This is a genomic window from Cylindrospermum stagnale PCC 7417, from assembly GCF_000317535.1.
GTDB classification, from domain to species: Bacteria; Cyanobacteriota; Cyanobacteriia; order Cyanobacteriales; family Nostocaceae; genus Cylindrospermum; species Cylindrospermum stagnale.
This window is the reverse complement of sequence record NC_019757.1, coordinates 2,919,061-2,933,511: the sequence shown is the minus strand read 5'-3', so window position 1 is coordinate 2,933,511 and position 14,451 is coordinate 2,919,061. Positions and strand designations below refer to the sequence as shown.

Here is a 14,451-nt window from a genome sequence, read left to right as displayed (position 1 = left end):
CCAAAACATTATCAATTTATTGGTACTGTGCAGCGCTTCATCCCAGAAATTAAAGTAGTGGGTATACAGATAGAAGCTGCTAACCTTAAATATGGCGATCGCATAGCGTTTGAATTGACTGTTGAATTTGAAGAGCAAGATGTTAATTCTCTTCAAGTTAACAATAAATCAGTAGAACAAGCAGAGATTGGAAGTCTACCGGGAATTAAAACACATCTTACTAAAGAACAACTAAAAACAGGAGTGCGTGTTTTCCGAATAGTAGAAACTAACTTTAATGCTTGAAATCTGTCCATCTCAGTGTTATCAAATCTAAGAGGATGTCTGATTCGTATCAAAATTGATCGAGATCCCCCTAAATCCCCCTTAAAAAGGGGGACTTTGAGAAGTTTTTGCCCCCCTTAAAAAGGGGGGTTGGGGGGATCTACGAGTGTTAGATTTATCACAAACAACTTTTCAGACATCCTCAGAGGGCGTTTTGCAGTTGATTAAACAGGCGATAGCTTCCAGCGGGCGCTATGCGCCATCGCATTTTTTCCTCTTCCGAAGCAATCCATTATGCTTTTCACAAACCCATCAGCTGCTGAATTTGAATCAATATATCGGGAAAAGCTAGGGGGGAAATGGTGCCTGTGGTTAGTGTGAGTTCCGTTGTGTATTGCCTATTTTTTAAGTCTCGAAATACTTTCAACTGAGGAGTTTTGAGGTTGACAACCCAATATTCAGCAATGCCGGCTTCAGCGTAGATATCTTTTTTCTCACCTAAATCTTTGCTGAGGGTAGTGTTGGAGAATTCGATAATCCAGAAGATGTCTTCTGGGTAAGGATGGTGTTCTAGGTAAACTTCACCTAAAGGTTTGACAATGGCGACATCGGGGGCGGGTTCTGAGTCGTTGGGTAGGGTGATGGGTTTGGCATCGCGGATTTTTGCCCATGTACCTAGGAGGGTACGGAGATAATCGGCAGTTTCAGTGTTGTAGTAGGCGTGAGGTTCCCGTTCTGGAGGCATAACAATGAGGTCTCCGCGCAATAGTTCTATAGGCTGGTCGTCAAAGATGCCTGCTTCTATTGCCCGGTGATAGCGTTCAATTGTCCATTTATAGGTAGTTACGGTCATGAGACTTCGTTTATAAAGTAGATGACGGTAAGGCTATCTTCTTAAACTGCGGGGGTCGAGGGCATCTCGCAGCCCATCACCTAGTAGGTTGAATGCCAGCACTGTGAGGATAATTAGCACCACTGGCGGCCAGATCAGCCAAGGTTGCAGCACTATGATAGAAGCATTGCTTGCCAGGGTAAGCATATTGCCCCAAGATGGGTCTGGTTGTTGAATGCCTAAGCCGATGAGACTGAGTATCGCTTCTGAACCGATGAAGCCGGGAACTGATAAGGTAGCTGAGATAATTACATAACTGGCGGTTTGCGGCAAAACGTGGCGGAGGATGATATATAGTGGGTTGCCGCCCATTGCCCTTGCTGCTTGCACAAATTCTCGCTCTTTAATTGATAGCACCTGTCCGCGAATTACCCTTGCTAAACCTGCCCAGCCGATAATGGAAGTTATGACTACAATTAGCACAAAGCGTTGGGTGCTGCTTAAACCAGGGGGTAAGACTGCGCCTAATGTGACCAACAGATAGATGCTGGGGAAACTCATCAGCACTTCTGCCAAGCGCATGATGATGCTATCTGTCACGCCTCCGAAATAGCCAGAAATGCCACCCATCAATAGACCGAGGGGAAAGGAAATGGCAACGCCGAAAATACCGATGAACATACTGATGCGACCGCCATGTACCAGACGGCTGAATTGGTCGCGTCCTTGGTCATCAGTACCCAAGATGTTGAATTTGGCTCCGCCAGTGGTGCCAAATAAATGCCAATTTAGGGGGATGCCGGGAAAAATTGTGACTTCCTTCCACTTCGGCGGTAGTGGCAAACTCATTTGCAATAAGCGGTATTTTGGCCCAGACACAAATAAACGCAAGGGTGAGGGCTGTTTGTAGTCTACAGTTAGTTTGCGATCGCCTGTTTCTAAATCTGTGTCTCCCTGAGTCGTCGGATAAACATGGGGTCCGATAAATTGTCCTGACTGAGAAACCCAGTGGATTTGAGTTGGTGGCAGTAACGAACCATTCGCCTGTGAGGCATAAGGATCGTAAGGGGCGACAAAATCAGCCGCAATTACTGCAAAATAAAACACTAGCAGTATAATCGCCCCGAATCGTGCCAAAGGATTTTTCTTTAATCGATGCCACCAATCCATAGTTTTGAGTCAAGAGTCAAAGGTTATTCATTCAAGAGTAACAAGTCATTGGTCATAACTAACGACTTATGACTAAGCATGAAATTGCTCAACTAAATACCGCTGTTCTTCAAACTGTTTTTCATGTTCCACAACAAACACATTTGAGTAAAGGTTAGCAAGAATTTGTTTTCCTTGCTGTGTCAGAGATAGATAACGCAATCCATCTTTAATATATGGATAGACACCATGCCAGTAAAACTTGGCGTAATTCTTCCGTAAATCGGCAGGATTTTGATAGCCCAAAACTTTATTCATGCCGGTTTCTTCAAACTCGTAGAATAAAGAAGTAATTTTTTTCAAGTAACGCGGGTCGCTTAATTGCCCAATCAAATCAGCCGCACGCACTAAACCGGCAAAATTTTTGGTATCTTGATGATCTTCTGCCGTAGGTACAGGAAACCGAGTTAATTCAATGTTGCTCTTAATCGCTTCACCGTCTATTAACTTGTGACCACCAAAACGCTCTTCTATAAACAGCTTTGCCCGATCTACATGATATGGTGTCAAACTAGCATCAGAAGCGCCCGGAGGTAGAGCAATCATTTTGCCATTTTGACCTGTGGCATAGACGTCTTCGGTTTCTCTGTCTTGTCGGCAAACTCCTTTGACATAGCCAATATCATGACATACTAAGGAGATAATAAAATGCAACCAATCCTCGCTAGAAACACCACCTTCTCGGATGTGTTTACCGCGTAAAATTTCCTGCCCTACAAGGGCGACGAGGACTGAGTGTTCAACATTGTGATATAGGGCATCACTATTGGCAATGTTTTCCAAAGCCATGTTACCCGCCCAGGCTATAATATCCTCATATTCGCTTTTCAAGCAGCCGTAAGTACGACTATATCCTTCTCGAATTTGATTTACAAAAGCATCAATTAGAATCTCTGTGGCATTGAACATAGTAGATACTCACATACATATTAATCTGGGTTCTAAATTTCATCCAGGGAGACTGCATTTGACTATGGTTGCTGAATATTCGGCTCGATTCCTTGTTTGTACGCCTTACTCCATCATCTTAAGCCCCAGTAATATCCTGCGTATTTCGCCATTACAGGTTGTTGCTGGTAGTTCAAGTTCAATCTAGTTTTGAAGTCTTCAGATCCCAATAAATCAGGCCGTGTCTTCTGGCGGCTGGCTTCCCGGAGGGTAGAAACTGCCATGCTTTATCCTGGGTGCTATCTAATATTGCATTATATTGGCTTAAAGAAATAAGTAAGCTGAACAAAAGACTAAATTTTGGCGAAGGCGTTGCATGAGTTAGCGGTAACTGGATACAGGATTGGATTATCACTAATGATGTTGTCCGAACATTGACTTCTAATCTTCCACGAAAAATCTCCAAAAATAAAATGTTGAAATCCCCTTATGTAACAGGTTTTCATTTTTAATTTTTGAACAGGCGGATGGCACAATTCAGCAACTTAGTATAGCAAGAGACATGGGTGCAGATGGCGTCCCTAAGATAAATGTATATTATCTTCATAAAGTTTTTATTTTATTTCTATTGACAATAGGCTCGGAATTCATCTGCTATTTGACTTAGCCAGGGTTGTTGAAATCATGGAGTGAGATGAATGCAGAATTAGATTTCGCTATTTACTTAGGTAAATATACGTTTGCGGCTATTACTAGATTAGTAAGTGGTGACTTTTTCTTGGATTGTCTACCAAAGGTTAGCGGTGTCGTCAGCCAATAAAATGCGTCATAGTTGATAGATAGTAACAAAATTCAATCTTTCTTAAGAAAATGCTAATAGTGGTAATTACCAAAAGAGGAGTGGGGATATGAAGATTGGCGATGAAAACTTCTCAGAAGTTGAGATGGTAGAACCTGTGATGCTTGAGGAAGCAAGCTTGCAAAGAAAATCAACTCGCCCTTGGTTGAAACCGTTGTTGTTGGGTACTGGGTTAGGGATGGCGATCGCAGGTGGTGGGGGTTTAGTCAGTCGTCTTCTCGCTAGTAACCAAAATGCCCCTGGGGATAAATCGGCGCCAAAGCTTACCCCATCACTGACAGTCACCGTCGCTCCCGTAGAAACTGCCTCTGTGTCTCTAACTCTCAACACTACAGGTACTGTAGCAGCCCGTGACTTGATTCCAGTTTTGCCGCAGACCAACGGCTTACAAATCAAAAGCATCCCCGACAATGTGAGAGAAGGCGCTTTGGTCAACAAAGGTCAAGTTTTGGCGATTTTGGATGATTCTGTTCTGCAAACCCAAATTAGCCAAGCTAAAGCAGATGTAGAATCTAAGCAAGCAGATGTGGTATCTAAGGAGGCTGATGTCGAATCTAAGCGAGCATCTGTAGCCGCAAGTCTAGCGATAGTTCAGCAAAGAAGAGCAGATTTAGCTCAAGCTAAGGCGAGATTAGAAGAAGCACAAAAGAATTTTCGACGCTATCAAGAACTCGCAACCTCTGGGGCGATTAGTGATCAAGAACTCGATACTCGCTCCTACACTGTGAAAACTGCTATAGAAACTGTGCGTGTGGGGGAAGAAAATGTCCGTAGTGCTCAAGCGAATGTGAACAGTGCGAAGGCAAATATTGGCAACGCCGAAGCTGTTGTGAATAAAGCCAAAGCTGATGTTCGCAACAGTGCTGCCAAGGTGGCACAACTACAAGCTCAGTTAGCTCAAACTGTGGTGCGTGCCCCAGCGACGGGAATTATTGCTGAGAAACTGGTCAGGGTTGGGGATGTAACAGGTGTGCCGCCACAAACCCAAATCGGGAATGTGATTGGCGGTTCGCAAAAGCTGTTTTCGATTATCCAAAATGGGCAGTTGGAACTTCAGGCAGAAGTGCCCGATCTTCAACTTTCACTCTTAAAAATCGGTGCCCAAGTGCAAATCACCTCTAAGCTTGATAACCGTGTGAGCTTGCAGGGAAGGGTCAGAGATATTCAACCATTGGTGAACGATAAAAATCGTCAGGCAATAGTGAAAATTGATTTGCCCTCAACAAATTTGTTGAAGCCAGGGATGTTTGCCAGTGCAGAAATTACTACCAGTACAAAAATGGGGATGGCTGTACCACAGAAAGCAGTCCAATCTCAAGCAGATGGCAGTGTAATTGTATTCACCCAGTCGGGTGAAGACTTAGACCCCAATCCCAACGTAGAAGTAAGAGAAGTTCGCGCCCAGAAAGTAGAAGTAGGAGAATCGATCAACGGTGACCGGGTGGAAATTAAGAGCGGGTTGGAATTGGGCGATGGCTCACAGCCAGACGGGCAGCGGTTAAGCGTGGTCGTAGATGGTGCTGGTTATCTCAAAGATGGCGATCGCGTCCGAGTCGTAAGTCAATAATAACTGTAGACAATCAAACCAAAATCTCTTTCTTTAAAATTCTGCGATGTCCTTCAATATCTCAGCTTGGTCGATTAAAAAACCTGTTCCGACAATAGTTATATTTTTAATTTTGACGGTAATCGGTTGGTTCTCTTTTACCACCTTGGGGATTGATATCAACCCGAATATTGACGTGCCAACCGTGACGGTGACGGTAACACAACCAGGAGCAGGCCCGGCAGAACTTGAATCTCAAGTGACGAAAAAAGTTGAAGATGCCGTCGCTGGGTTGGGCAATATTGATAACATGATCTCCACGGTGACTGACGGCTCATCCAGGACGATCATCAATTTTCTTTTGGGCACTGATAGCGATCGCGCCACCAATGATGTCCGCAACGCTGTCTCCCAAATTCGCCAAAACCTCCCCCAAGAAATCAACGAGCCAATTATCCAACGTCTGGAATTTGCCGGCGGCCCAGTCATCACCTACGCGGTAAAATCTGACCAGCGTTCTGTAGAAGAATTAAGCAATCTCGTAGACCAAACCATTAGCCGCGCTTTATTAGCAGTCAAGGGTGTAGCCCAAATTAAGCGTGTGGGTGGAGTTGACCGAGAAATCCGGATTAACCTTGATCCAAACCGCTTACAATCTCTAGGCATCACCGCCACCCAAGTCAACGACCAAATCCGGAATTTGAATATTAATTTACCAGGGGGACGGGCTGAAGTTGGTGGTAGTGAACAAACCATCCGCACCCTAGGTAGTGCTAAGAGTGTAGATGATTTGGGAACCTACGAAATCCTGCTTCCTGGGGGCGGTTCTATCCCTTTGTCCAGCTTGGGAACCGTAGAAGATAAATATGGCGACGTGCGTCAATCTGCACGCTTGAATAATCAGCCTGTGGTCGCTTTCCAAGTGTTACGCAGTACTGGCAGCGTCTTGGTGACAGTAGAAGAAGGGGTGAAAGCAGCAGTCAAAGAACTGCAAAAAACACTTCCTGCCGATGTGAAGCTGGATTTGATTTTTACAAGAGCCGACATTGTTCGTCAATCTTATCAAAGCACCATTGATGAATTGATTCAGGCTTCGGTGTTGGCGGTAATCGTGATCATGTTATTTTTACGGGACTGGCGAGCTACATTAATTACCGCAGTCGCCCTGCCTTTGTCGATGATTCCCACCTTTGCGGTGCAGCAGGCCCTTGGTTACACCCTCAACAACATGACGTTGTTAGCCTTAGCATTGGCGGTAGGTAACTTGGTGGATGATGCCGTTGTGGAAATCGAAAACATGGAACGGCACATGGCAATGGGGAAATCTTCCTGGGAAGCAGCTTTTGATTCTTCTGATGAAGTGGGATTAGCCGTAATCGCTTCGGCAGCAACCATTATTGCCGTGTTTCTGCCGGTTGCCTTTATGGGTGGCATTCCAGGGCAGTTTTTTCAACCTTTTGGCGTTACCGTTGCCGTTTCGACGATTTTCTCAACTGTTGTCGCCCGGATGGTAACGCCGATGATGGGGGCTTACCTGATGAAGGATAAAGAGATAATTCAAAAGTCGAAAAAGCCTAAAGTCATTCGTTTTTTCAATTTTAGATTTACACTTCCTTTTAGCTCTCAACACAAAGCAACCAACACTGGCTTTAAACCCTATAAATCCCTTCTTCAGTGGGCATTACGCCACAGATTAACGACAATGGCGATCGCGATCGCTTTTTTCGTTGCCAGTCTGATGCTAGTACCTTTGATTCCCAAGGGTTTTGTGGATGATGGTGACTTTGGCATTTCTAACGTTTCTGTGGAAGTACCGCCCGGTTCCACTTTGGCAGACGTCAACAAGGTAGTCACACAGTTAACGAATACCATCAGAGAAAATCCCAATGTTGTCGGGGTGCTAGCCACAGAAGAGATTAATTCTGCCTCCTTGGCCATTACTCTCAAACCCAAGGAAGAACGGAAAATCAATCAAAAACAGTTTCAGGAAGAAATACGCCCTCTATTTGGGCAAATACCGGGAGCTAGAATCAGTTTTCAAAGTCAGGGGCCAGGTGGTAGTAACAAGGATTTATCTATAGTCCTCAGAAGTGAAAATCCCCAAGCCTTGACTCAAGCGGCTGATGCCCTAGAAACGCAGATGCGATCTGTACGCGGTTTGGTGGAAGTCGCTTCCAGTGCGAGTTTGGTAAAACCTGAAATATTAGTTATTCCCAATCCCCAACGGGCAGCAGATTTGGGGGTGACAGTCAGATCGATAGCCCGGACAGCCTCCCTCGCTACTATCGGCGACAATGAGGCCAACTTGGCTAAATACAATTTAAGCGATCGCCAAATTCCGATTCGGGTACAAATCGACCCCAGAGCACGCGCAGACATCAACACAATCAAAAATCTCCAAGTCCCTGCCACCAACGGCAATTTAGTATCATTAGGGGCAGTTGCAGAGATCCGCTTTGGTAGTGGCCCGGCAACAATTAACCGTTATGATCGCGCCCGTCAAGTTGCTGTAGAAGCTAACTTACAAGGTATTTCCTTGGGTGAAGGTGTGCAAGCTGTCAACAAATTACCGGTGATGCTAAACCTACCGTCAGGAGTAGCACAGCAATCTTCCGGTGGTGCGAAAATTATGCAAGACATCTTCAGTCGCTTTGGTCTTGCCCTAGCCCTAGCACTGATGTGTATCTATGCGATTCTCGTCTTGCTATATAACAACTTTCTCCATCCCTTGTCGATTATGGCAGCGTTACCTTTTTCTTTAGGTGGCGCACTAATCGCCTTGATGGTGATGCAAAAACCCTTGGGAATCTATGCCCTGATTGGGATTGTGCTGCTGTTGGGGATTGTCACCAAAAACTCCATTCTCTTGGTGGACTATACAATCATCAATATGCAGGAAGGTAAAACCCAACGAGAAGCACTCATAGAAGCTGGTGTTTCCCGACTACGTCCAATTATGATGACTTCTCTCGCCACAATTGTCGGTATCTTACCTTTAGCCTTGGGTATTGGTATCGGTTCAGAAGTCCGTCAACCAATGGGAATCGCCATTATGGGAGGTTTCACAACTTCGACGCTGTTAACCCTGGTGGTTGTACCTGTGATTTTTAGCTATATTGACAACTTCCAAGATTGGATTTTGGGAATATTCCGTTATGGCTTTGGCAGAAAGCGTCCTCGTCCCCCAGTAGTTGAGCCAGAAGTAATCAATCTGCCCCCTACCAGCGAAAAACCTGTTTCGACAATTAGCAAATAATGATATAATGCTTGTTAGCCTCAACTGAGCTAACAACGCCTCGCGGGTGTAATTCAGTGGTAGAATGTCTGCTTCCCATGCAGAATGTCGTGGGTTCGAGTCCCATCGCCCGCTTTGAGAAATGTATGAATGTGAAATTGGCGATCGCATGACGACAAGCCGCTCTTTATTCATTTAACCAAACTCTCATGTCCCCAGCACCAGAAATTGCCGTTGAGTTTCGGGATGTCAGCTTCCAAATTAATCGCCGTACCCTGTTATCTCACTTAAATCTCACCATCTACCAAGGGGAAGCCCTCGTCTTACTAGGACGCAGTGGTAGCGGCAAAACCACCACCTTAAAATTAATCAATCACCTCCTCATACCCACTCAAGGGCAAGTTTTAGTCAACAATCGCCCTACAACTGACTGGGATGCCATTCAACTGCGGCGGCGCATCGGCTACGTTATCCAGGACATCGGCTTGTTTCCCCACATTAGCGTCGGCGAAAATGTTGCACTTGTCCCCTCTCTAGAAAAGTGGACACAACAGCGGATTGAGGCGCGAGTCTATGAAATGTTACACTTAGTTGATTTAGATCCGGAAACATTTGCCCACCGTTATCCAAATCAGCTATCTGGCGGTCAGCGTCAGCGAGTTGGTGTGGCCAGGGCATTAGCTGCCGACCCGCCTATATTATTGATGGATGAGCCTTTTGGGGCACTCGATCCCATCACTCGCCTAGAATTACAACAACAGTTCCATCACTTGCAAAAGCAACTGGGAAAAACAGTTATCTTTGTCACCCACGACATTCAAGAAGCTTTCTTTCTGGCGACTCGAATTGGGTTGATGTATGAAGGGAATTTAGTTTTTCTGGGAACGAAGGCAGAATTCCTCCAATCCCAACATCCAGAGGCCAAGGCTTTTATTGCTTGTTTGAATGCTTGGGAAAACAGCGCTTAATTTAAGGATTTAACCTTGTTTTTAACCCAATACGCCCCAGAAATCCTTCTCCATACCGGGGAACATTTAATATTAGTGGCGATCGCCATGCTAGTGGCCATCTCCATCGGCATTCCCTTAGGCATTCTCATCACTCGTCAACCAAAACTCGCCCAACCCGTTCTCGGTTTAGCTAACGCCCTGCAAACCATTCCCAGTTTAGCCATCTTTGGCTTCCTGATTTCTGTGCCCTTTATCGGCGGAATTGGCAAAGTTCCGGCCATTGTCGCCTTGACTCTCTATGCTTTGCTCCCCCTGATTCGCAATACCTATATCGGCATTAATAACGTCGATCCGGCGATTCGAGAAGCAGGAAGAGGAATGGGGATGACAGACTGGCAATTGCTATTTCAGGTAGAAATTCCCCTAGCCTCAGGGGTGATTTTGGCAGGAGTGCGGGTAGCAACGGTGATTTCTGTGGGAATTGCCACCATTGCGGCGGCGATTGGTGGCGGTGGTTTGGGGGTGTTTATTTTTCGGGGAATTTCTACGGTTAATAATGAATTAATTTTAGCCGGAGCCATACCCGCCGCTATCATCGCCTTAGGTGCAGATTTAGGCTTGGGATGGGTAGAAAAACGGTTGACATTGCAAAGAGACAAAAAGGGAAAAGTTAATCGCCAACTTGGCATTGTTTTTGGCATATTAGCCTTACTGCTTATTGGATTAATAGCCCTTGCCTATCAACAAACACCACCAACCATTATTATTGGCTCTAAAAATTTCACTGAACAAGTGATTTTAGGAGAATTACTTGCTCAACAAATTGAATCCCATACTAAATTAAAGGTTGACCGACGCTTCAATTTAGGGGGAACTTTAATCTGTCATGAAGCTGTGAAAGCAGGCAAAATTGCTGGCTATGTAGAATATACAGGAACGTCATTGACAGCTATCTTGAAACAGAAACCTGTCAGTAATCCTCAAGTTGTCTATGACAAAGTCAAGCAAGACTACAACCAGCAATTTAAATTAGAAATTATGCAGCCGTTGGGAGTAAATAGTACTTATGCAATGATTATTCGAGGTGATGATGCTAAACGGTTGCAGATCAAAACTCTTACCGAAGTAGCCAAATATGCTCCTCAATGGCAAGCAGCCTTTGGATATGAATTTTTCGCACGAGAAGACGGCTATCGAGGGTTAGCGAAGACTTATAACTTAAAGTTTACTAAACCTCCTCAACAAATGGAGTTAGGAGTGATGTATCAAGCTTTAGCAGAAAAAAAAGTAGATTTCATCGCCGCAAATTCTACAGATGCCTTGATTCCTGTGCTGAAGTTAGTCATTTTAGAAGATGACAAAAAATATTTCCCACCTTATCAAGCTGTTCCTGTTTTTAATCAAGCAACGCTGAAAAAATATCCAGAGTTACGCAAAACTATCAATCAATTGGCTGGGTTAGTTTCGACTGAAGAAATACAAAAGATGAATTATCAAGTAGATAATCAATCTCGTCCCGTTGAACAAGTTGTTACTGAGTGGCTCAAGTCTAAATCTCAATTATGAAAAATCCCCGACTTCTCAGAGAAGTCGGGGATTTTGTTTAACTCTAAACTTTAGAGATATCTGAATCTGTAGAAAATGGCAAATCTGCCGCCAGTAGTTAAACTTTTGCGTCACTTGTTCTTTGTTTAGCACCAGTAGATATCTTTGTTAATCCCCCGTGATAGTTGATCAATTTAGACTCGGCTTTACCGATTTTAGTCAAACGAAATTGCCACTCGGAAATATCTTCGTAGCTGAGATGCTGGGTATCGCAACTTGGTGTCCAGAACCCGCCGATAATAGAGGGATCATCAAAGCGCAACAAACCGGACTTGCGGATGTTCTCACCTTGGGGTGTTCCTGGTATGGGGGAGATAGAATAGGCTGCTACTTGAAATTCCAGTGCTGGATTAATCGCCCTGAGTTGCTGATGAAGTTCCAAGACTGCTTCCTCAAGACGGAGTAAACTCTCGTGGTTGTCATCGGGAAAGCCAATGATTAGACCATAGACAATCACGGGTAGACCAGCTTGGACAATTAGTTGCATCATTTCACAATGCTGTTTCCAGGGGAGAAGCTTGCTATAGGATTCTCTGCCAAAAACTGGACGTTCAGCGGGAATGTAACCCAGAAAGCCGCCAACTTTGCCATCCCAACCCCAAAGTGCTTCGATCAGTTCTTCATCAGGTGTGAGGTCAGTATGCTCATAGTTGCGTCCCCTGCCTAAAGTTGCCTTTCTCAGTTCTAAACCATTGGGCCACAACAGCGGCATTCCCATCTCTCTTGCTGCTGTGGTAATCTCTAGAATTTCTTCTTTACCCCCTGGAAAGAGAACGCGGCCGAGGAATTGATCGGAACCCATGACTGTGCAACGCGCCCCGGCTTCTTTCTGACGCGCAATCCATTTGAGGGTTGTTTCCGGGGACATTCGCCGATAGCCTGATGTGTAAGTTGGAGTCTGGCAAAAGTCACATTTGCGATCGCACCCAATGTCAGGATATACCGAGCCTATAGGTACTAAATTTTCGATAAAAGGCTCCTCTGAGTATTCTGTACCCAAACATTGCCTGGCCACTTCCACTGATGGTATTGCCCACTCATCTGGACTCATGGCTTTAGTACGCACTGGATAATAAGTACCATCAGCCAAGATCACACCACTAAGCGGCTCTCGTGGAGTCCGCCCCAGTACGTAGTCAAAAATCGGCCAATTGGCTGCACCAGATTTGTCAATCACTATGGCTGTTGCCCCTGCTTCTAAGTAGTGTTTGGGTTCCGCAATGGCATCGGAACCACCTACAACCACTGGCTTGCCTTTACTGGCAAGATGAGCGATTACCATACAGGTTACTTGGCGTTCTTGGGTGAAGTTAACTGTTACTCCCCAGGCATCATAGGTTTGAGGATCGAGATCGAAAATCCGCTGCCCTACATAGGCTTTGGTCAACTTCATGCCTTTCCAAGTTACTTCTCCGAATGGTTCTCTGCGATCGCCATCTTTGAGGTTAACTAGTCTGGCATCGAACCCACCCGCTTGCAAATCTGCCAGCAAAACTTGCTTGCTCAGTAAAGTGTTACGTCTATATAGCGCCGTCCAGTTGTGTCCATCTGGATCATATAGTCCTAGAGCAGGCACTTCAATCAGTCCAATTGTCGGAGTATTGTTAGATGTTAATCTCATAAATTCCCCTCAATTTGAGTGAATAACCAATTTGGAATAGAGTGTTCTGTCTGGTAAACACGGTCATATTTTGCTTCAAGTTTTTGCCAATTAATTGCAGGGTCTGGTAAAATTTCTTGAGCAAACATATCCAATGCTTTACCCGATAAACCTTTCTCTAAACATTTTTTTATCATCAATCGGCTTTCATCAATTTCGCCGATACATTCAAACGGAGTATGCTTAGTTAAGCCTACCATTTGCCGAAATGTAGTTAATAAATCTTCATCGTTAAACAAATTTACCTCAAAAACTGCATCGACAATATCCGGTTGAAAAAATGCCATTAATCCTACCCAAACATAAGCACATTTAGGGCATTTCTTACACCAAGGCTTCTGAATATTACAAGAATGAATTTTTGGTAAAACTTCGGGATATTTGCTAAAATTTTTAAAGATACGGAAGTCGTAGATAGGTTGTAAAAGGCTGAAATATTGGAAATTAGATAAAAGGTTTTCTCGAATAAATTGGTCTAAAATTTGTTCAGCGACAAAACTTTTCCCCCATTGATGGTTAACTTCTAGCCCTAATTCCTCCCAAAACAAATTTCCAGTATTAGCACTTTTCTCATGAGCGAGAGATAAATAATGATATCCTCCATCCAGCATGATAAATAAGGATTCAAAGATAGAAACTGGAGTTTCCGGGACAGTAATTCCTGAATTTTCAGGAAAATATAGCTGGAGAAAGGGAAAATCAATAAAATCATCGTAAATTGAAATTTTATGGTTTTTAACTGGCTTAACATGTTCTAGCACTCCAGAAATTAAGTTATGCTGAATATCAGCTTTACCATAAACACTATGAGAATATTGCATTGAAGCAAAAGGAATATCTACTTCTTGCAACATTTTCATAGCTAAAATACTATCTTTACCACCGCCACAACCCGCAAGGATGGTAGAATTGTCCCCTAATATGGGGAAAGGATTGCTTTTTTCTAAACTAACTTGTGAATAGATAATTTCTGGTTGTTGATAATCGCTAACATTATTTTCATACCAATGTTGAGCAAATACTCCTTGGTATATCTTGCCAAATAAGTCTAAAACAGGCTTTTCTAGATGTTCAGCAATTACCGAAATATCGTAATATTTAGGAAATAATGAACATAATTTCATGCCTTCAAATAAGGCAATATGAGCAGCAATGCCCTCGATAAGTTTTTGAGGATACTTTATCTTGAGCGCAGAAAATGAAACATCATGATAGAAAACTTTAGTGCAGAATTTAAATTTATCTGCACTATAGATAATATCTAAATGATGTTCATGGATTTTCAACTCATCTATTTTAATTACTTCAATTTTCATCATTTAAGTAGGTAGAGATAGTTGAATTTAAAATGGTAATTTGTTTGTAGTGAACGATTTATCGCTCTCTACAAAGATATTAAGGAC

Annotated in this window: 10 protein-coding genes and 1 tRNA gene; 6 read left to right on the top strand and 5 right to left on the bottom strand. The window is 43.8% G+C overall.

The features are described from left to right. The first annotated feature begins 27 nt into the window (after window positions 1-27). Window positions 28-285 carry a hypothetical protein gene (locus CYLST_RS11860; RefSeq protein ID WP_041233074.1) on the top strand — a complete coding sequence of 86 codons (258 nt, stop codon included), beginning with the start codon at window positions 28-30 and terminating at the stop codon, window positions 283-285. A 280-nt stretch (window positions 286-565) separates the two neighbouring features. Here CYLST_RS11860 and CYLST_RS11855 read toward each other — a convergent pair whose 3' ends face one another. The 3 genes from CYLST_RS11855 to CYLST_RS11845 all read right to left on the bottom strand — a co-directional run bounded on the left by CYLST_RS11855 (window position 566) and on the right by CYLST_RS11845 (window position 3,214). After that, the gene (locus tag CYLST_RS11855; protein WP_015207962.1) at window positions 566-1,117 is read right to left on the bottom strand and encodes a Uma2 family endonuclease; all 552 of its coding nucleotides are present in this window, start codon (window positions 1,115-1,117) and stop codon (window positions 566-568) included. A gap of 33 nt (window positions 1,118-1,150) precedes the next feature. After that, window positions 1,151-2,266: an ABC transporter permease gene (locus CYLST_RS11850; protein WP_015207961.1), complete on the bottom strand. Its 1,116-nt coding sequence runs from the start codon at window positions 2,264-2,266 to the stop codon at window positions 1,151-1,153. A gap of 72 nt (window positions 2,267-2,338) precedes the next feature. Further along, window positions 2,339-3,214 carry an Npun_R2479 family HD domain-containing metalloprotein gene (locus tag CYLST_RS11845; RefSeq protein WP_015207960.1) on the bottom strand — a complete coding sequence of 292 codons (876 nt, stop codon included), beginning with the start codon at window positions 3,212-3,214 and terminating at the stop codon, window positions 2,339-2,341. An 887-nt stretch (window positions 3,215-4,101) separates the two neighbouring features. Here CYLST_RS11845 and CYLST_RS11840 point away from each other — a divergent pair. The 5 genes from CYLST_RS11840 to CYLST_RS11820 all read left to right on the top strand — a co-directional run bounded on the left by CYLST_RS11840 (window position 4,102) and on the right by CYLST_RS11820 (window position 11,349). Continuing rightward, window positions 4,102-5,619, top strand: a complete 1,518-nt coding sequence (locus tag CYLST_RS11840; RefSeq protein WP_015207959.1) for an efflux RND transporter periplasmic adaptor subunit — start codon at window positions 4,102-4,104, stop codon at window positions 5,617-5,619. Between the two features lie 46 nt (window positions 5,620-5,665). Beyond that, on the top strand, window positions 5,666-8,854 hold the full coding sequence (locus CYLST_RS11835) for an efflux RND transporter permease subunit (protein WP_015207958.1): 3,189 nt from the start codon (window positions 5,666-5,668) through the stop codon (window positions 8,852-8,854). A 42-nt stretch (window positions 8,855-8,896) separates the two neighbouring features. Next, window positions 8,897-8,968, top strand: a tRNA-Gly gene (locus CYLST_RS11830). A gap of 74 nt (window positions 8,969-9,042) precedes the next feature. Then, on the top strand, window positions 9,043-9,801 hold the full coding sequence (locus CYLST_RS11825) for an ATP-binding cassette domain-containing protein (protein ID WP_015207957.1): 759 nt from the start codon (window positions 9,043-9,045) through the stop codon (window positions 9,799-9,801). A gap of 15 nt (window positions 9,802-9,816) precedes the next feature. After that, on the top strand, window positions 9,817-11,349 hold the full coding sequence (locus CYLST_RS11820) for a glycine betaine ABC transporter substrate-binding protein (RefSeq protein ID WP_015207956.1): 1,533 nt from the start codon (window positions 9,817-9,819) through the stop codon (window positions 11,347-11,349). Between the two features lie 97 nt (window positions 11,350-11,446). Here the strand turns inward: CYLST_RS11820 and CYLST_RS11815 are convergent, their stop codons facing one another. Together CYLST_RS11815 and CYLST_RS11810 are read right to left on the bottom strand one after the other, a co-directional pair. Further along, window positions 11,447-13,009, bottom strand: a complete 1,563-nt coding sequence (locus CYLST_RS11815) for a radical SAM protein (protein WP_015207955.1) — start codon at window positions 13,007-13,009, stop codon at window positions 11,447-11,449. Beyond that, window positions 13,006-14,367 carry a MurL C-terminal domain-containing protein gene (locus CYLST_RS11810; RefSeq protein ID WP_015207954.1) on the bottom strand — a complete coding sequence of 454 codons (1,362 nt, stop codon included), beginning with the start codon at window positions 14,365-14,367 and terminating at the stop codon, window positions 13,006-13,008. The genes CYLST_RS11815 and CYLST_RS11810 overlap by 4 nt, the downstream gene beginning before the upstream one ends. Window positions 14,368-14,451 lie beyond the last annotated feature (84 nt).

What these genes read in the sequence shown, in the direction of transcription:
- CYLST_RS11825 (WP_015207957.1), top strand. Translation starts at nt 9,043, where the DNA reads ATGTCCCCAGCACCAGAAATTGCCGTTGAGTTTCGGGATGTCAGCTTC.
- CYLST_RS11850 (WP_015207961.1), bottom strand. Translation starts at nt 2,266, where the DNA reads ATGGATTGGTGGCATCGATTAAAGAAAAATCCTTTGGCACGATTCGGG.
- CYLST_RS11840 (WP_015207959.1), top strand. Translation starts at nt 4,102, where the DNA reads ATGAAGATTGGCGATGAAAACTTCTCAGAAGTTGAGATGGTAGAACCT.
- CYLST_RS11855 (WP_015207962.1), bottom strand. Translation starts at nt 1,117, where the DNA reads ATGACCGTAACTACCTATAAATGGACAATTGAACGCTATCACCGGGCA.
- CYLST_RS11810 (WP_015207954.1), bottom strand. Translation starts at nt 14,367, where the DNA reads ATGATGAAAATTGAAGTAATTAAAATAGATGAGTTGAAAATCCATGAA.
- CYLST_RS11835 (WP_015207958.1), top strand. Translation starts at nt 5,666, where the DNA reads ATGTCCTTCAATATCTCAGCTTGGTCGATTAAAAAACCTGTTCCGACA.
- CYLST_RS11845 (WP_015207960.1), bottom strand. Translation starts at nt 3,214, where the DNA reads ATGTTCAATGCCACAGAGATTCTAATTGATGCTTTTGTAAATCAAATT.
- CYLST_RS11815 (WP_015207955.1), bottom strand. Translation starts at nt 13,009, where the DNA reads ATGAGATTAACATCTAACAATACTCCGACAATTGGACTGATTGAAGTG.